This window comes from Rhizobium tropici CIAT 899, from assembly GCF_000330885.1.
In the GTDB taxonomy this organism is placed as follows: domain Bacteria; phylum Pseudomonadota; class Alphaproteobacteria; order Rhizobiales; family Rhizobiaceae; genus Rhizobium; species Rhizobium tropici.
This window is the reverse complement of sequence record NC_020062.1, coordinates 1383975-1402213: the sequence shown is the minus strand read 5'-3', so window position 1 is coordinate 1402213 and position 18239 is coordinate 1383975. Positions and strand designations below refer to the sequence as shown.

The following is an 18239-nucleotide window of genomic DNA, read 5'->3' as shown; positions in this document are numbered from 1 at the left end:
CTCCCGTTAAGTTGTAGGATTGGGTGGCATGCGCATATGTGGCGAAAGCCAAAATTCGAGCACCATGAGCATGCGCGTGACGACGAAATTGATCGCAAGGTAAATCGCCCCTGCGACGATGAAGATTTCGAAAGCCCGAAAGCTGTCCGCGATCAATTTTCCTGCGAGACCTGTGACTTCCATGATGGTGATGACGGAAGCGAGCGCCGTCGCCTTGACCATCAAGATGATCTCATTGCCGTAGGCAGGCAGCGCGTGCCTTATGGCAATCGGAAGAATGATCCGTCTGAACAATAGAATGCCCGACATGCCACAGGCGCGTGCGGCCTCAACCTGTTGCATGGAAACAGCCTGCAGGCCGCCTCGAAAGATTTCGCTGCAGTAGGCGGCTGTGTTCAGCGTCAACGCCAACACGGCGCACCAATAAGGCTCCCGGAAGAACCACCACACACCGAGATCCTGCAGCCCATGCCGAAATTGACCAAGGCCGTAGTAGATCAGGAACATCTGGACAAGGAGAGGTGAACCTCTGAACACGAAGACGTAAGCGCGGGTTATGGCTCGACCTATGGTGCCACCCATCACCGCAAAGAGCGCTATGACGAGCGCCAGGGCGCTCCCCGCCAGAATGGATGTGACTGCAAGTTCGATGGTTAGCGGCAAACCGGTGAGAAGAGTGAGGAACGTTTCCCTCATGAAGACGATATCCATCACAAGGCCCTCCTTATCCCTTGAGCTGTTCGTGCTTCCATTCTCTTGAACAGGATCGAGGAGACCCATGTGATGACGAGATAAAGGACGACCGCCGTCAGGTAGAATTCAAACGGGCGGCGTGTGGACCCGGCGGCGATTTGCGATTGCCGGAGGAGTTCGACAAGGCCGGTCACGGAGATCAATGCCGATTCCTTCAGGACAAGTTGCCAGGTGTTTCCGAGCCCCGGAATGGCGTATCGAAGCACCAGAGGAGCGATAATGCGCCTGAACTTGGGCCACGGCCGCATGCCAACGGCGCTCGCCGCTTCGAGTTCACCACGCGCAACCGATTTGAAGGCCCCGCGAAAGACTTCGGCCTGATAGGCGGCCGAGACGACGCCAAGTGCCAGGGTTCCGGTCAGGAAAGCGGGCATTCCGATGAAACCATGATAGCCGAACAGGCCGCCGACAGATCCGAGCAGCGAGCTTCCGCCGAAATAGAAAAGATAGATGATCAGAAGGTCCGGCACGCCGCGGAGAATTGTGGTGTAGCAATCGGCACACCAGCGAACGGCCATGTGGCGCGACAACTGCATAAAGGTAACAACCGAGCCGATGACCGTTCCAGCCAGAAAGCCACACACGGAAACGCCAATTGTCATGGCGGCGGCCGTCAGAAGGAGCGGCCCCCAGCCTGCCTGTCCGGCGCCGACGAGTGCCAGATAACTATCGATAAGCTCCATATATGAACCTCTTTGTGAGAGCTTGGCTTTGGCTCAGTCGACAGTTCGCCGATGCGCCCAAATGCGCTGGAGCTTCGACATGTTCTTGAGCGAGCTTTGCACATGCGCGCGCGCTGCATCTGCAGCGGCCTTGCGGTCGCGTGCGCAGATTGCGTCCGCGATTGCCCGATGCTCATCGAGATCCGTGTGCTCAAGATCGACCCAGAGAACTTCGAGCCACAGAGCCAAACGAAGCTGCTGGTAGACTTGGTCGGTTACCCTTACGAGAGCCTCGTTCTGAGTCGATTCCACAATGACTCTGTGGATGTACAGTCCAAGGTCTAGGTTGCGGGCGGCGTCGGACGGCGCCTCATTGGTCGTCTCCTTGAGTTCGATCATCTGGGCGATTACGCCTCGAAGCCGGTCAAGGTCTTCTTCGGTCGCCATCTCGCAGGCAAGCTGCGCCGCGCAAACATCGAGCGCTTCGCGAACGACCAGCAAATTGCAGAATTTGGTGACGTCCAGATCGGTGACGGTGTATCCGAGGTTTCGTTGTCCGACGATCAACCCTTCCTCTTCAAGCTTCATCAACGCTTCGCGCAACGGCGTCCGGCTGACGCCAAAGCGTTTCGCAAGCGTGTTTTCCGACAGTCGCTCCGAGGGGCGTAGTTGGCCGCTGAGGATAAGGTCCTTCAGCTGCGAGTATGTGCTCTCACGCAAGGAGCCTCGCTGTTCTGTCTTGGTCGATGCCAATCAATTCCCTTTCCATGTTCTCGCCCGTTCAGCGGGTCCTGTCGGCGGCACCATAACTTTTTCCCTCTTGCTTGATCAAGGAGAATACGATTATGTATACAATGTTGACCACAACAAGCAATGGCCTTCATCTGTATTTTGGGGGCGGCTTGAAATGTGGGTACAGGACAAATGGAGGCCTGATGCCGGAGATTCTAAGCCTGGAAGAATTGCGGGAGCGCTTTTCGAACGCTTCGGGCGGCGAGATGTTCGATCCGGAGTTTCAAAAGGTTGCCGAGCTGGTCTTCGGGGGCGGCGACAGCCGTCAGGCTCCCTATTGCGGCATGCCAACGCTTTTGAAGGCTCCTTATCGTCCTGATGCGTCGCCCAATTTTACCGGCATCGACATCGCGCTTTTCGGGATACCAATGGATCTTGGCGTGACGAACCGATCGGGCGCGCGGTTCGGTCCGCGTGCCGTTCGAAATGTCGATCGAGTCGGTCCTTATGAGCATGTGTTGCGGGCCGTTCCAACCGCCCATGCACGGGTCGCCGATGTCGGCGATGTTCCATTCAGGAGCCGTTTTGATCTCGCCGCATCCCATGAGGATATCGAGCGATTTGTCCTCGGGGTGGTCAAGGCGGGCGTCGTGCCTCTGGCTGTCGGCGGCGACCATTCGATCGGTCTTCCCATTCTCAGGGCTGTCGGCAAGGATCGACCGGTGGGGATGATCCATATCGATGCGCATTGCGATACCGGTGGTTCCTTCGAGGGCTGCAAATTCCATCATGGCGGTCCCTTCCGTCAGGCGGTTCTCGACAGTGTGCTGGATCCGCGGCGGACGGTTCAGATCGGCATTCGCGGAAATTCGGAATATCTATGGGAGTTCTCGTATGCCTCCGGCATGACTGTCATACATGCTGAAGACGTTGGCGATATCGGCATAGGGGCGATTATCGCGAGGGCGAGAGAGATCGTCGGCTCGGGTCCGACCTATATCAGCTTCGATGTCGATTCTCTCGATCCGGCATTTGCGCCCGGTACGGGGACGCCTGAAGTCGGCGGACTGACCTCCGCCCAGGCGCTGGGCATCCTGCGAGGTCTTGCGGGATTGAACATCGTTGGCGGCGACGTCGTTGAGGTCGCTCCACAGTACGATCCGACAACGAACACGGCGCAAATCGCGGCGCAGGTTTTATTCGAACTCCTCTGCCTGACGGCGGAGGCAATCAAGATTCGCGCGTCCTAGCAACTGAGGTCGGGCGTTGTGAATGCTGCAACCGCCCTGTCCGCAAAGGACAGGGGGCAACAAAAAGGGGAATGCAACATGCAATTATCAAAACTCTTGCTGGCGTCCGTCCTGCTGGGTGTCATCTCCGTTGGCACCGCGAGCGCAGAGACAAAGCCAACCGAAATCACCATTGCGACGGAAGGTGCATACGAACCGTGGAATTTCACAGGACCCGACGGCAAGCTTGCCGGGTTCGAGATCGATCTTGCCAACGACCTTTGCGCTCGCATGAAGATCAAGTGCACGATCGTTGCTCAGGATTGGGACGGTCTCATTCCATCGCTCAATGCGAAAAAGTTCGATGCCATCATGGCCTCGATGATCGTTACCGAAAAGCGTCTTGCCGTCATTTCGTTCAGCGAGCCCTATGCCCCGACTGCGGCGGCCTTCATGGTCGACAAGACCGGTCCGCTTGCAAATCTGCCAGGTACCGGGACCACGGTCGATCTTGCCGGGGACAAAGCGAAGGTCGAGCAGGAATTGCAGCCGATCAAAGACGCCCTCAAGGGCAAGACGGTCGGCGCCCAGGTATCGACGGCGAACGCAGTGTTCCTCGACACCTACTTCAAGGGCGTTGTCGATCCTAGAGAATACAAAACCGTCGAGCAGCATGATCTGGATCTTCAGGCCGGCCGCATCGACGCGGTCGTTGCGCAGAAAACATCGCTGACCGCCACGCTTCGAAAGGATGACTTCAAAGACTACACGATAGCCGGTCCGACCTTCAAAGGCGGGGTCTTCGGGCAGGGTATCGCCGCAGGACTTCGTAAGGACGATACGGTGCTGAAGTCCATGTTCGATGCGGCGATCAAAGCAGCCAAGGCGGACGGCACGATCAACAAGCTTGCGCAGAAATGGATCAAGACAAATCTTGATTGATTGAGCGCTGAAGTTCTCATTCCGACAAAAATGGCAGCCGGTGTACCAAAAGGTCTCATCGGCTGACCGGCGGAGCTTTCCCAGGCGTCGCTATCGAAACATACCTCATTTGGAGAGCCATTGTGACCATCCTTCTTAATTCCCTTGAAGCTCGGGACGCTGCCTTCGTTCTTCATCCCTACACCAATGCCTCGCAACATTTGAAGGATGGTCCGTTGGTGATTGCAAGGGGTGAGGGCATCTATATCGTCGATAGTGAAGGCAATAAGTATATCGAAGGTCTTGGGGGACTGTTTTGCGCGTCGCTCGGCTTCAGCGAGCAGCGCCTGGTCGATGCCGCGACCCGGCAAATGAAGGAATTGCCGTTCTATCACAGCTTTGGCGGCAAATCGCATGAGACAGCCATCGAGCTTGCCGACAGGCTCATCCAGCTTTCACCTGTTCCGATGTCGAAGGTGTTCTTTGCCAATTCGGGTTCCGAGGCCAATGATACGGCCATGAAACTTGTCTGGTATTATCACAACGCGATCGGCAAGCCGGAAAAGAAGAAGATCATCTCCCGTATGCGTGCCTATCACGGCGTGACCATCGCCTCGGCAAGCCTGACGGGGCTTCCCAATAATCACCGTGATTTCGATCTGCCGATCGGCCGCGTGCTGCACACCGACTGCCCGGAATTCTATCGCTACGGCCACGCGGGTGAGACGGAAGAGGAATTTGCCACGCGTTGCGCGGATTCGCTTGAGAGACTGATCCTTGCGGAAGGCCCGGAAACAATCGGCGCGTTTTTTGCCGAACCGCTTATGGCATCGGGCGGCTGCATCGTCCCGCCGCCAACCTACTACGAGAAAATTCAGGCAATCCTGAAGAAATACGACGTGCTGCTAATCGCAGACGAGGTGATCTGCGGTTTTGGCAGGCTTGGGACGATGTTCGGTTCCGAAAGCTTCGGGCTGCAACCCGATATGATCGTGATGGCAAAGCAGCTCTCGGCAGCCTACCAGCCAATCTCAGCACTGATGATCAATGAAAAGATCCACTCTGCGGTCGTTTCGGAAAGCGAGAAGATCGGAACCTTCGGGCACGGCTTCACCTATGGCGGCCATCCCGTTGCCACGGCCGTCGCGCTGGAAACCCTCAAGATATACGAGGAGCGGGACATAGTCGGCCATGTCCAGGACGTAGCGCCGTTATTTCAGCGCCGACTGAATGATCTCAGCGCGCATCCGCTTGTCGGCAACGCCCGTGGCCGGGGTCTGATTGGAACGCTTGAACTCGTTCGCAACAAGGAGACGAAGGAAGCGTTCAATCCAGCCCATGGCATTGCTATCCACGCCGGACGAAGAGCACAGGCTCACGGTGTCATCACCCGCGCATTGGGCGACAATTATTCGCTGTGCCCGCCGCTGATCATCACCGAGGCGCAGATCAACGAATTGTTCGACCGCTCCACCCGCGCGCTGGACGACACCTATGCCTGGGCCAGGGCGACTGGATTGTACTGAAGAAAGAATGACGATGCGCAATTTCGAAACTCCGGGAAGATCAATCGCCGTCGGGCGCAATGGGATGGCGGCAACATCCCATCCGATGGCGACCATGACTGCGATCGAGATATTGAAGAGCGGTGGCCGCGCCATTGATGCCGCCGTCGGCGCCTGCGCCGTTCAGTGCGTAGTGGAGGCGGGGTCCACCGGCGTGGGTGGCGACTGCTTTGCACTGCTGACGGCAAACGGTACCGACCAGGTCGTCGCCTATAACGGTTCGGGACGGACGCCCGCTGCGGCGAGATACGAATGGTACAAGGATAACGGCATTACCGCCATCGACCGGTCATCGCCGCATGCCGTGACAATTCCGGGCGCGGTGGATGCATGGACGCGTCTGGTCGCCGACCATGGCAGGATGCCGATCGCGGAGATACTTGCCCCTGCAATCGCGCTGGCACGGGACGGCTATGGGATCACGCCGAGGGTGGCAGCCGACATTTCGAACCAGCGAGACCTGCTTTTACGTGATCCGCCGACCCGTCGCATCTTTTTGACCGACGATCAGGTTCCTGCTGTCGGATCGGTCCAACGACAGCCTGAGCTTGCGCAGACGTTGGAAGCGATTGGGATCTCAGGCCGTGACGGGTTCTATCGCGGGCCGGTCGCCGAGGACATGCTGACCAAGCTTAAATCGCTGGGCGGTTTGCATACGGCAGAGGACTTTGCCTCCGCCGCCGGTGAATATGTGAAGCCGATCAGTGCGACCTACCGGGGATGGACCGTCCACGAATGCCCCCCCAACGGTCAAGGTATCATCGCGCTCATGATCCTGAGGATTCTGGAGCGGTTCGAGCGCAAAGGCGATCCGCTGAGCGCCGATAATCTGCACATCGAGGTGGAGGCAACGAGGCTTGCCTATGCGGCACGCGATCGATGGCTGGCCGAGTCGGAAACGTCGCTTGTCCCGGTTGAACACCTTTTGTCCGATCAGTTCATTGACAGTCTTGCTGCAAAAATAGATCTGCAGAAAGCGGTCGATGCGGGAGCCATTATCGACGGTGTCGAGCACTCGGATACCGTTTACATATCGGTGGTCGATAAGGACCGAAATGTCGCGAGCTTCATCAATTCGATCTTCCATCCTTACGGAAGCGGCTTGATGGCTCCGAAGTCAGGCGTCTTGTTTCACAATCGCGGCCAGAGTTTCGTCATTAGAGATGGTCATCCGAACGCGATAGGTCCGCGCAAAAGACCGATGCACACAATCATTCCGGGACTGGTGACGCGCGCTGGAAAATCCGTGCTCTCATTCGGCGTCATGGGAGGGCATTACCAGGCAATGGGTCACGCCCACTTCCTTTCCAAGCTTTTTGACTACGATCTCGATATTCAAAGCGCAATCGATCTTCCGCGTTTGTTCCCGCTTCCGGGCACGGCCACGGTCGAGATCGAGGCGCTGCTTCGGTCGGCGATCGGCAACGATCTGGAAGCTCGCGGTTTTAAGGTTGTCGCTCCGAAATGGGCGATCGGCGGTGCGCAGGCGATCTGGATCGATGATCAAAATGGCACCTTGCTGGGTGCTTCCGATCATAGAAAAGACGGTTGTGCCCTCGGTTACTGACAAAAAAGGATGGAACTGAAATGTCCGAGTATCCGAACACAAGGCTCTATATAAACGGCGTCTGGCGCGATGGCTCGAATGAGCAGCTACCTGTCATAAATCCGGCGTCGAGCGAGGTTATCGGCAACGTCTCAAATGCCAGCAGCAATGATCTCTACGAGGCACTTGCGGCAGCATCGGCCGGCTTCCAGCAATGGCGTCAGGTCAGCGCGTTCGAGCGGGCGAAACTCCTTCGCAAGGCGGCTGAAATTCTGCGCGGGCGCTCCTCGGCGATCGCCAGGACAATGACGCTGGAACAGGGTAAGCCCTTGGCCGAGTCCCTGGCGGAAACTTTGAGTGCGGCCGACATCATCGACTGGTTTGCCGAGGAAGCCCGCCGCGCATACGGCCGTTTGATCCCCCCAAGGGCGATGAATGTCAGACAGATGGTCGTAAAGGAACCCGTTGGCCCGGTGGCGGCCTTCAGTCCTTGGAATTTCCCATTGAACCAGGCTGTGCGCAAGGTGTCGGCAGCTCTTGCTGCCGGCTGTTCGATCATCTTGAAGGGACCCGAAGAGACGCCGGCGAGTTGTGCTGAGCTTGTTCGTGCATTCGCTGACGCAGGGTTGCCGGCCGGTGTTCTCAATCTTGTCTTCGGCATACCGGCAGAGATCTCGAGCTACCTCATCCCGCACCCGGTGATCCGCAAAATCTCCTTCACGGGATCGACGGCGGTTGGAAAACAACTCGCATCGCTCGCGGGTGCCCACATGAAGCGCGTGACGATGGAACTGGGCGGACACGCGCCGGCCATTGTTTTCGATGATGCGGACGTCGATCTGGCAGTTCGAATATTGAGCGGCGCAAAGTTTCGAAATGCCGGGCAGGTCTGCGTGGCGCCAACGCGCTTTCTCGTTCAGCAGAGCGTGTATGAGAGATTTCTGAAAGGCTTTGTGAAGGCAGCCGAAGCGATAGAAGTGGGCGACGGTTTGATGGATGGCGTGAACATGGGTCCGCTTGCCAATGCTCGCCGCGTCGAAGCCATGGAAGCCTTGACGGCGGACGCCGTGTCTCGTGGAGCAAGCATTGCGACCGGCGGCAAGAGGCTCGCAAATCGAGGAAATTTCTTCCAACCCACTATTCTCACCGATGTTCCGCAAGACGCGCGCATTGCGAATGAGGAGCCTTTCGGTCCCATCGCATTGGTCAGCGCATTTGCGGATTACGACGCGGCCATTTTGGAAGCGAACCGACTGCCCTACGGACTTGCCGCCTATGCATATACAACATCTGCCAAGACAAGCGCCGCGCTCGCCCGCGATATAGAAACTGGGATGCTTTCTATCAATCAACACGGGCTGGCGCTGCCAGAGTTGCCTTTCGGAGGCGTGAAAGACTCCGGTCACGGCTCAGAAGGTGGCACCGAGGCGATGGAAAGCTATTTCAATACAAAGCTCGTGACCGAAGCGACATAGTTCGACTTTTGCCTGCAGAAGGCTTGGAAAATTTCACGAGACGTTACCCAAAAAGGGTGGGACGGTACAATGTCGGCCATACAAAAAAATTCCAAAACTGGTGTGCTCGGCGCCGAATTGGAAACTGCTTCTGTCCCCGTGTCCTGTGACCAGGCTCAGCAAATTGCGCGCGACCATTATGGCTTTTCTGGTCGCGCAACATGGCTGTGGGGCGAGAAGGACAGTAATTTTCGCCTGATGCTCGAGGACGACACAGCATATCTTCTAAAAATCCTTAATCCCGCAGAGGATTCTCTCGTTACCTCGATGCATAGTTTGGCGCTCTTGCATGTGGAGGAGGTGGATCCGGGAATCCCGACCCAGCGTGTCATTCTCACCCGTGACGGTGCCGCGGATTTTCGCTTCGTAGCGGACGACGGCACCGAACGCGGCGTCCGCATGGTTACCTTCGCGCCGGGCGTTGCGCAACGGACCGCGCGGCAGTCTCCTTTGCAGCGCCGGCGGGTTGGCGCAATGCTCGGACGTTTGCAAAAAGCCTTGAAGAGCTTTTCACATGAGGCCGCATCACATCGCATCACCTGGGATTTGAAACATGCGGCAGGGATGCGTGAAGTCCTGCCGACATTCGCTGACGTACATCAGCGAACGCGCCTAGAAAACGCGATCGACGAGTTCGAGGAGGCGATCATGCCGATCATGAACACGTTGGATGCCCAAGTCATTCACAACGACTTCAACATGGAAAACATCCTTGTCGATATGACAGCGCCGGATACAATCACCGGCATCATCGATTTCGGCGATATGGTGCACGCCCCCAGGCTTTTCGACGTCGGTGTCGCTGCTGCCTATCAGATCGGGGATGAACCTGATCCGATAGCGGCGATGTGCGATCTTATCGCGGGATATCGCAGCGAATGTTCCCTGTCCGATGCCGAAATCCCCCTTATCTACAAGGCAGCGGTCATGCGGTTGGTGATGCGGCTTTGTATTCCGAGATGGCGCGCACAGCTGCTCCCCGAGCACGCTCAGCGTCTGACCACCCAAAGCGCGAGCGTTTGGGCGCAGCTGGCGCGCCTTGATGCAATCCCAAGATCCGTCGCTATCGAAAGACTGCGCGAAGCCAATCGGTGATCAAAAGCATGAAAGAAAACGCTTCCCCCAAACCGGGCGCATCAATGGTCAACGGGTTCGACCCGGCGCGGCTCGGCAGCCTGCCGGAACGAGAGCGAAAGATGATCGAGCGCCGACAGACGTTACTCGGATCGTCGTATCGGCTCTTCTATGAAAACCCGATCCATGTCTCGAAGGCCAAGGGCGTATGGTTGTACGGACCGGACGGAGAAGCCTATCTCGACGCCTATAATAACGTGCCGTCGGTCGGTCATTGCCACCCGCACGTTGTGGAGGCAATAAGTTATCAGGCGTCGCAACTCAATACGCATACACGTTATCTGAACGAGCAAATCCTCTCCTACTCTGAAAGGCTTTTGGCGACATTTCCGGCCGAACTCGACCGCGTCATGTACACCTGCACCGGAAGCGAGGCGGTTGATCTGGCCCTCCGGTTGGCACGCCATTATACAAGCGGCACCGGCATCATCATTACGGAGAACGCCTATCATGGCGTTACGGCCGCGGCCGCGGAAATTTCGCCGTTGCTTGGAGCCAGCGTACCCCTTGGCCAGCACGTGCTGACGGTACCGGCACCCGATACCTATCGCGCCAATGGTGGCGATGTCGGCGCAGCATTGGCGCAGGACGTTGCTGAAGCGATCGGCCACATGCGCCGCCGGGATATCACGCCAGCCGCCTTTATCGCCGATAGCATCTTTTCCTCGGATGGCGTTTTTGCCGATCCGCCCGGTTTCCTCAAACCCGTTGTTGATGTGCTGAAAAAAGCTGGCGTGCTTTATATCGCTGACGAGGTGCAGCCCGGCTTCGGGCGAATAGGCACAAACATGTGGGGTTTCGCGCGTCACGAAGTCGTCCCCGACATTGTAGTGACCGGCAAGCCCATGGGTAACGGAATGCCAATCGCAGCGGCCATTATGAAGTCGGACATCCAGGAGTGTTTCGGCCGGGATATACGTTACTTCAACACATTCGGGGCCAACAACGTTTCTTTGGCTGCTGCCTCGGCCGTCCTTGATGTTATCGAGAGCGAAAATCTTATGCAAAATGCGCGCGAGACAGGGGACTACCTGCTCGCAGGAATGAAGAGCCTGAAAGAGACGTTCGCCTCGATTGGAGATGTACGGGGCAGTGGTTTGTTTCTCGGATTGGAATTTGTACGCAATCAGGACAGCCGCGAACCGGATAGCGCGCTCGCGCTGAAAGTTGTCAGCGGGCTTCGTGACCGGCATGTGTTGATAAGCGCCTCAGGTCTGAATGGTAATGTTCTGAAAATTCGGCCGCCGCTCCCTTTCTCTCGCGAAAATGCTGATATGCTGCTCGACGCACTGCGGGATGCTCTTGTCCAAATAAATCGCAGCGCAGGAAGAGTGGCTGGTGAGTCGAATTCAAAGAGGTAGGGAGTGGGAATGCACTTGCCATTCCGGTTAGCCAAATCGGCGCTTTTAACGTGCTGAACTGAAACGTACATCTATTGCCGGCCACTTCGCAATTGCAGGCCGGCCGTTCTATTCCCTTCAAGAGCAAGTCGATTCAAAACCCGCGCATTTAAGGGCGCTTACCTTAATCCCTTGGTTATTTAAGCGAAATGCCGCTTGCTTAAATAGTGATCTCGTGAGGAACGGCTTCCCGACACCCAGGCATTCTTGCAGTGGCTGGAGGCCAACTTGCCTGTTGTTGGGCGCATGCTTGTCGCAAGCTGGTCAAGATCACCCTGAACGGCAGCGTCGGGTTGGCCATGCGCCTCGCCGGAGTTCTGCGCCGAGATATTGATGCCGTAAGAAATGCAATCGGACTCCCTTGGAGCAACCGTCAAGCCGTAAGGCGGATCAACCGCCTCAAGATGCCGGAGCGAGCAATGTACGGTCGCGCCGGAGCAGAGCTGATGAGGGCGAGATCGATGCCGCTGAATCACAGAAGGTGAGGATGAAACGATTTAGGAGCCGAAGAGGCGGCCTTTCGATGGTCGGAAGCCGAGCTTTTCAGAGATTTCATGAGCAGCTTTCAAGAGGCTGTCGAGATAGGCGGAGCGGTTGCGTAAACCATCCTCGCGTGGCGTGACCAGGCAAAGTGTCGCGATGCTCGCACCGTCGGCCTGGCGGATGGGTACGGCAAAGCAATGGGTGAAATTCTCCACTTCGCTGTTGAAGGTGAAATATCCGTCTTCGGCGGCCTGCCGCACTTGAGCAATGAAATCGGCAGGCTCCAGTCGCCTGCCATTCGGCAGGAGGAAATCTTCCGGCGGAATGAAATCGAGAATTTCCTGGTCCGAAAGATGAGCAACAAGCAGTCGGCCCGAGGCCGTCCACGGAATTGCGACGGGCTCGCCGACATTCGACGAAATGCGAAAGGGCCGGATGCCCTCACGCATCATGGCGACCGTATATTTATTGCCTTCCAGCAGGCACATTTGCGCTGTTTCGCGCGTCTCCTCCGCCAGCACGCCCAGCATGCGGCCGCACTCCCGCATCAGGTCGAACTGTTCGGCATAGGCGGTCCCGAGAAAATAGAGGCGGCGGCCGAGAAATACCCGGCCATCGCCGCCCTGATAGTCGAGCATGCCATGGCCGAGCAGAAGATTGACGAGTTCGTAGATGGAAGAGCGCGGCGCGCCGATTTCCGTAGCGATCTCGTTCGGGCGCATGGGCTGGCGTTTCACCCGCAGAAATTCCAGGATCTCAAACGCGCGATCCAGGCCTCGCATGCGTCGGGATACAATGTCATTTGCAGTCTCGGCCATGCTTTTCTCCAAAAATTCCAAACCAGCCGCAACCGGCACGTTGCGACGCATCGGCACTTGACGCCGACTATACGACGCAGGCGCTGTCAGATCTTAGCAAGATGCTGCGATAGCATTCACGCGTGCGACGACGCAACGCTTGCGCAGCGCTCTCGTTTCCTCTCAATTGAAACTCGAGGTCTTGAGGAATTCTGCCAGTCGCTCCGTCTTCGGGCGCACGAACATGTCCTTCGGATCTCCTTCTTCGCAGATGACGCCCTGGTTCATGAAGATGACGCGTGACGAGACTTCATAGGCAAAGCGCATCTCGTGGGTGACCAGAAGCATCGTCATGCCGTCGGCAGCGAGCCCCTTGATGACTTGAAGAACCTCGCCCACCAGTTCGGGGTCAAGGGCCGAGGTCACCTCGTCGAACAGCATCAGCCGTGGCGTCATGGCGATGGCACGGGCAATCGCGACACGCTGCTGCTGGCCGCCCGAGAGCTGGCCCGGATAATGATTGGCCCGAGCGGCAAGGCCCACGCGGTCGAGCCATTTTTCGGCGACGGCGCGTGCATCCGCCTTCGACATCTTCTTCACCTTGACGAGGCCGAGCATCACGTTCTCGGCGGCGGTCATATGCGGAAAAAGATTGAACTGCTGGAAGGCCATGCCGGTGAGTGCGCGCTGGCGAGCGATCTCCTTCTCACTCTTGCGGCGTCGGGTGCTGCCATCGATATGATAGCCGATCTCCTCGCCGTCGAGGCTGATCTTGCCACCCTGGAATTCCTCCAGCATGTTGATACAGCGCAGCATCGTCGTCTTGCCGGAGCCCGACGAGCCGATGATGGAAATCACCTCGCCTTCCTGCACCGTGCAGTCGACGCCCTTGAGAACCTCATGCTGGCCATAGGTCTTGCGCAGGCCCTGAATGTCTAGAATTGTCTTGCCCATCGGTCCGATCTCCTCAGGACGGCAGTGCGGTCTTGCGCTCGACATATTTGCCGAAGCGCTCGATACCGAAGTTGACGATGAAATAGAGGCCGCCAGCCAGGAAATAGAACTGGAGACTCATGAAATTGCGCGAGATGATCTCCTGGGTGCGCAGGAGCAGTTCGGCGACGCCGATCACGGAAAGAAGTGTCGAGGCTTTCACCATCTCGGCTGCCGTATTGACCCAAGCCGGCAGGCACTGACGCATCGCTTGCGGCCACAGAACTGAAGTGAAGGTCTGGGTGAAGGTGAGGCCGATCGCCTTTGCCGCCTCCGTCTGCCCCTTCGGGATGGCCTGCAGCGCGCCGCGCACGATCTCGCCGACATGCGAGGAGCAGAAGATCGCAAGGGCAAGAACGCCTGCGGAAAACGGCCTCAAATCAAGACCCACCGCGGAAGAGACGTAATAGCTCGCCAGTACGAGGACGAGCACGGGCGTGCCACGGATGATATCGGTGTAAGCCCTGATCACTAGGCGCAGGATGGCGCCGCCATAAACAAGTGCCAAGCCGACGAAAACGCCGAGCACGGACCCGACAAGAATGGCGAGCAGCGAGATCGACACGGTTACGCCGACGCCGTTCAGGATGACGTAGCGGGCGATCCAGAGTTGTTCGAGAAATGTGTGGGACATTCGATCCTACCTGGGCAGGGCCAGCCGGCGCTCGACGAAGCGCATCAGGGCGGCGATGAGGAAGCAGGTTGCGACATAAAGAGCCGAGGTGACGAGCCACGTTTCGATGACGCGGAAGCTTTCGACATTGATCTTGCGGGCGGCAAAGGTCAGTTCCGGCACGGCAATGGCCGCGGCAAGCGACGTGTCCTTGAACAAGGAGATGATCGTCGAAGACAATGACGGCAGGACGTTGCGCAGCATCAAGGGGGCGATGATGGACCCACGGATCTGCATGGATGTCAGGCCGATGGAAAGACCTGCCTCGGTCAGCCCCTTCGGAATCGATAGCAATCCTGCACGGAATACCTCTGCCAGATAGGCTCCCGAATAAACGGAAAGCACCAGGACGAAGCTCTTCACCTTATCTAGGCGGAAGCCCAGCTGCGGCAGGGCAAAGAAGACGAAGAGCACCAGGACGAGGATCGGCAGGTTGCGGATTATGGTAACGTAGACCTGCGCCGGCACGACAGCGATACGGCTCTTCGACGTCAGCGCGAAGGCCAGCACAAGGCCGATCAGAGCGCCGATGAGGATCGAGATAATCGCAAGGCCGAGGCTGAGCGCCAAGCCGCTCAGAAGAAAATCAAAGTTGCGCCAGACGACGGCAAAGTTCAGCGTGTAACCCATGGCGGGCTATCCCTTTTCAGGCTGGCGGAGCGGGGAGTGCCCGCTCCGCTATGCTGTTACTTGTATTCGACCGGAAAGCCGATCTGCGGCGGGGTAAGGTCCTTGCCGAACCAGGTCTTGTAGGACTTGGCGTAGCTGTCGAATTCAACGCCTGTCATGGCTTCATGCAGCGCGGTATTGACGAAGTTCAGCCAGTCCTGATCGCCGCGCTTGACCGCGCAGGCATAGGTCTGCGGGTTCCATCCGTAGCCTGCATCCTTGTAGCGGCCAGGGTTTTGCGTCATGTACCAGGCAAGCGACGACTGGTCGGTGGCGACCGCATCGGCGCGTCCCGATTCCAATGCCTGGTAGATGAGATCGACCGATTCATACTGGTCGACTTTCGCATCCGGCAGGGCGGCATGAACCATGGATTCTGCGTAGACGTTCTGCAGAACCGAAATGGTCACGGAAGAGCCCGCTGCCTTCAGTGCAGCATAGTCGGCATATTGACCATCCGCCTTCAGCATCAGGCCGACGCCCTCGCGATAATAGGGAATGGTGAAGGCAACCTGCTGGGCACGCTCGCCGGTCACGGTCATGAACTGGCAGGTAATGTCGACCTTGTTGGTGGTGATGTTCGGAATACGGGCGTCGGATGACTGATTCACGTATTCGATCTTGTCGGGATCGCCGAACAGGGCCTTGGCGATGATGTGGCCCATGTCGACGTCGAAGCCCTGCAGCTTGTCGTCGGCGCTCTTGAAGTGCCACGGCGCGTTCGTGCTGCCGGTTCCAAGAACGAGGTGGCCGCGCGCAAGCACCTCATCGAGCTTGCTGCCGTCGGCGAGAGCGGGCGTGGTGGAGAGAAGTGTGGCGGCGACCAGCGACATCAGGCCGGCGCGAAAGGTAATGTTCATGGTTGTTCCCCTTGGTCGATAACTTATAATCCGATATTATGGACATCTGTCTGTTATCTCGGATAGGGCGTATCAAGGGACATGCGGGGCAAGTTGTCAATAGTGACTGCGGCCATCGATCGTCGGGAGATCGGGAACGGTAAAGCGCCGCCGGCAGAATGTCGTCGTCGGCGATCGCAACGTGATACTGCGGGCGCGCCATGAATCGACACGATGTCAGGAAAGGCGATCAGCATCGGCATGCGAATGCAGCCTTTCGTCGGTGCCTACAAAGGTGAAATTCGGAGCGGACTTATCCGAACGGGAGGTAGGATAACGGCTAGGTCCCAAGGCAGCGCGCCCGATGTTTATTGCGGCCGGGCCGGTGGTCGATGTGGCCCGCTTCTCTGTCCTCATTGTGGTCTTACAGCTCCGTCGAGCCCGTAACTGGACAGCAAGTCGCGGCCTTATAGCACGGGCTTTCCATGACGCCCTCGTGTAGCGAGCAACTGCTCATCACGGACATCCTCGCCACGCTCATCCCTGGGCGTATGCTGAAACGCAGAAGTTCGGGCGGTCTCTGATGCCTGTACTGCCCCTTATCATCCTGAGGTGCTGTCTTGGCCATCCTCCGACAACTGAAGAGGGATGCCGCGGTTTCTCATCGGAGTTCCGAGGTCCGGGTGGTCGGCATCGATGACTGGAGTTGGCGGCGGGCGACAAGCTATGGAACCATCATAGTAGATAGGCGGGCGGGGCGTGCCCGTGGATCATTCCACGATTTACCGCTGGGTCCAGAAATATGCGCCGGAGATGGAAAAGCGGTTACGCTGGCACTGGCGCCGGCCGCAGTCAACAAGCTGGAGCGGCGACGAAACCCATGTGAAGGTTCGCCGGCAACGGACGTACTTGCACCGAGCCGTCGGCAAATTCGGCAATACGATTGATTTCTATCTGTCGCGCACCCGGAATGCCAAAGCGGCGAAGCGCTTCCTTGGCAAGGCCTTGCACGGCCTGAAGGACTGGGAAAAGCCGGCTGTCGTCACCACCGACAAGGCCCCCACCTGCGGCATCGCGATGTCGGAACTGAAGGCCGAGGGCAAATGCCCTGGAGAGATGGTGCATCGGCAGGTCAAATACCTGAACAATGTCGTTGAGGCCGATCATGGCAAACTGAAACAGTTGATCAGACCGGTGAGAGGATTCAAAGCGTTGAAAACGGCCTATGCGACAATCAAAGGTTTCGAGGTTATGCGCGCCTTGCGGAAGGGCCAGGCAGCCATTTTCAATCTCGCCGGCGACGTCCGTGGAGAAGCTCGCATCGTTGAACGCGCTTTCTCTATCGGACCGAGCGCCTTGACAGAAGCCGTCGCCCTGCTCGCCTCGAATCTCGAAGGACGGGCCGCGTAACGGCAGAAAAATAGGACCTCTTAAACCAGCCGGAATTCTTGCAACAGAGCCGGCAGCAGTACCTATCTCGTCACACGGAAGTGGGTCACGGCACGTCTGGCGGATTGCAAAAGACGAGGCGCGCACTACAATCTAGCTGGCGATGACGAGGATCGATAGCGATCTGTTACACGTCGCGGCTAAGTGGGATTGGCGTGGATCGGCGACAGGCGCCGGGATGCCTGATCGGAGAGAAGCCGGGAATTTACAAAAACAACCTTCATTTCCGAGGTTTGACATGCAGATCACATGGCGCCCCGTTTTTCTGGTGAGCACAACATTTCTTTGCGTCACCGCATTTCAGGCGCAAGGGCAGACGAATGGGCAGAAATGGTCCAAGGACCCGAGTTCTCAATGCGAATTCGTCTCGCCGGTATCGCTCAGCGCTGGCCCGACCTATTGGGTAGGCGAATGCACGGCCAATCGGGCAAGTGGCTTCGGAATGCTCAGGCGCCGCGACGGCAACCAGGCCGGCCCCGCCTTTTACGGGGAGATGCGCGCCGGTGTTCCGACGATCGGCGTCATCGACAACGAGGGTTACCGCGTTGGCCGCTTCAAGAATGGCGACATCGGTGACGATGCGGAGCTTGAATTTCAAGTCAGGATCGATGCATTCGAAGCGGCTGTCAAAGCAGCGCGCGAGGTGGGCTCCCGATATGCCAAACAGGGAAATCAGGTTTCCGCCCACCTTTATGAGGGGGTCGCGAAACAGCTTGAAGAGCAGATCGAATAATGTTGCAAGCTCTGCTCCGACCTCTGTTGCTCGCAGCCTTGTCGCTCACAATCTTGCCGGCCTCCTCCCGGGCTGAAAGCGTCCCGTCAACGGGCCTGTCTCTTCCGGCGGAGGTCGAAGCCTTTATCATCCGGCGGAACGACTGCG

At 57.7% G+C, this 18239-nt stretch carries 16 protein-coding genes and 2 pseudogenes; 10 read left to right on the top strand and 8 right to left on the bottom strand.

The window, feature by feature from the left end:
- Positions 1-6: 6 nt before the first annotated feature.
- The 3 genes from RTCIAT899_RS28535 to RTCIAT899_RS28525 are packed head-to-tail and all read right to left on the bottom strand — an operon-like array spanning position 7 to position 2168.
- Positions 7-711 (bottom strand): ABC transporter permease, encoded by a 705-nt coding sequence (locus tag RTCIAT899_RS28535; RefSeq protein ID WP_041678232.1) that lies wholly within the window; start codon positions 709-711, stop codon positions 7-9.
- Positions 711-1436, bottom strand: coding sequence for an ABC transporter permease (locus tag RTCIAT899_RS28530; RefSeq protein WP_015343315.1), 726 nt, complete (start codon positions 1434-1436; stop codon positions 711-713). Before RTCIAT899_RS28530 ends, RTCIAT899_RS28535 begins: the two co-directional genes overlap by 1 nt.
- Positions 1437-1469: 33 nt before the next feature.
- Positions 1470-2168, bottom strand: coding sequence for a GntR family transcriptional regulator (locus RTCIAT899_RS28525; protein ID WP_015343314.1), 699 nt, complete (start codon positions 2166-2168; stop codon positions 1470-1472).
- A gap of 182 nt (positions 2169-2350) precedes the next feature.
- On the opposite strand from RTCIAT899_RS28525, the gene speB reads away from it, so the two are divergent.
- The 8 genes and pseudogenes from speB to RTCIAT899_RS34330 form a co-directional block, all read left to right on the top strand.
- Complete coding sequence (gene speB, locus RTCIAT899_RS28520; RefSeq protein ID WP_015343313.1) at positions 2351-3397, top strand: agmatinase; 1047 nt, start codon at positions 2351-2353, stop codon at positions 3395-3397.
- 78 nt (positions 3398-3475) lie between these two features.
- Positions 3476-4318, top strand: coding sequence for a lysine/arginine/ornithine ABC transporter substrate-binding protein (locus tag RTCIAT899_RS28515; RefSeq protein ID WP_015343312.1), 843 nt, complete (start codon positions 3476-3478; stop codon positions 4316-4318).
- A 122-nt stretch (positions 4319-4440) separates the two neighbouring features.
- Positions 4441-5823 (top strand): aspartate aminotransferase family protein, encoded by a 1383-nt coding sequence (locus RTCIAT899_RS28510; RefSeq protein WP_015343311.1) that lies wholly within the window; start codon positions 4441-4443, stop codon positions 5821-5823.
- A 13-nt stretch (positions 5824-5836) separates the two neighbouring features.
- Positions 5837-7429 (top strand): gamma-glutamyltransferase, encoded by a 1593-nt coding sequence (ggt, locus tag RTCIAT899_RS28505; protein ID WP_041678453.1) that lies wholly within the window; start codon positions 5837-5839, stop codon positions 7427-7429.
- A gap of 20 nt (positions 7430-7449) precedes the next feature.
- A complete protein-coding gene (locus RTCIAT899_RS28500; RefSeq protein ID WP_015343309.1) occupies positions 7450-8883 on the top strand; it encodes an NAD-dependent succinate-semialdehyde dehydrogenase in 1434 nt (477 codons plus the stop codon).
- A gap of 69 nt (positions 8884-8952) precedes the next feature.
- Positions 8953-10017 carry a phosphotransferase gene (locus tag RTCIAT899_RS28495; protein ID WP_041678231.1) on the top strand — a complete coding sequence of 355 codons (1065 nt, stop codon included), beginning with the start codon at positions 8953-8955 and terminating at the stop codon, positions 10015-10017.
- Positions 10018-10061: 44 nt separating this feature from the next.
- Positions 10062-11417, top strand: coding sequence for an aspartate aminotransferase family protein (locus tag RTCIAT899_RS28490; protein WP_015343307.1), 1356 nt, complete (start codon positions 10062-10064; stop codon positions 11415-11417).
- A 338-nt stretch (positions 11418-11755) separates the two neighbouring features.
- Positions 11756-11941 (top strand): annotated as a pseudogene (locus RTCIAT899_RS34330) (ISL3 family transposase); the annotation flags it as partial.
- Positions 11942-11953: 12 nt separating this feature from the next.
- Here the strand turns inward: RTCIAT899_RS34330 and RTCIAT899_RS28485 are convergent.
- The 5 genes from RTCIAT899_RS28485 to RTCIAT899_RS28465 all read right to left on the bottom strand — a co-directional run bounded on the left by RTCIAT899_RS28485 (position 11954) and on the right by RTCIAT899_RS28465 (position 15931).
- Positions 11954-12757, bottom strand: coding sequence for an IclR family transcriptional regulator (locus RTCIAT899_RS28485; protein ID WP_015343306.1), 804 nt, complete (start codon positions 12755-12757; stop codon positions 11954-11956).
- A gap of 162 nt (positions 12758-12919) precedes the next feature.
- Positions 12920-13690, bottom strand: a complete 771-nt coding sequence (locus tag RTCIAT899_RS28480; RefSeq protein WP_015343305.1) for an amino acid ABC transporter ATP-binding protein — start codon at positions 13688-13690, stop codon at positions 12920-12922.
- A gap of 13 nt (positions 13691-13703) precedes the next feature.
- A complete protein-coding gene (locus RTCIAT899_RS28475) occupies positions 13704-14363 on the bottom strand; it encodes an amino acid ABC transporter permease (RefSeq protein WP_015343304.1) in 660 nt (219 codons plus the stop codon).
- Between the two features lie 6 nt (positions 14364-14369).
- On the bottom strand, positions 14370-15032 hold the full coding sequence (locus tag RTCIAT899_RS28470) for an amino acid ABC transporter permease (RefSeq protein ID WP_015343303.1): 663 nt from the start codon (positions 15030-15032) through the stop codon (positions 14370-14372).
- A 56-nt stretch (positions 15033-15088) separates the two neighbouring features.
- Positions 15089-15931, bottom strand: coding sequence for a transporter substrate-binding domain-containing protein (locus RTCIAT899_RS28465; protein WP_015343302.1), 843 nt, complete (start codon positions 15929-15931; stop codon positions 15089-15091).
- Between the two features lie 732 nt (positions 15932-16663).
- On the opposite strand from RTCIAT899_RS28465, the pseudogene RTCIAT899_RS28460 reads away from it, so the two are divergent.
- Together RTCIAT899_RS28460 and RTCIAT899_RS34325 are read left to right on the top strand one after the other, a co-directional pair.
- Positions 16664-17320: pseudogene (locus tag RTCIAT899_RS28460) on the top strand (IS6 family transposase); the annotation flags it as partial.
- 142 nt (positions 17321-17462) lie between these two features.
- Positions 17463-18092, top strand: coding sequence for a hypothetical protein (locus RTCIAT899_RS34325; RefSeq protein WP_244441518.1), 630 nt, complete (start codon positions 17463-17465; stop codon positions 18090-18092).
- The last annotated feature ends 147 nt before the right edge of the window (positions 18093-18239 follow it).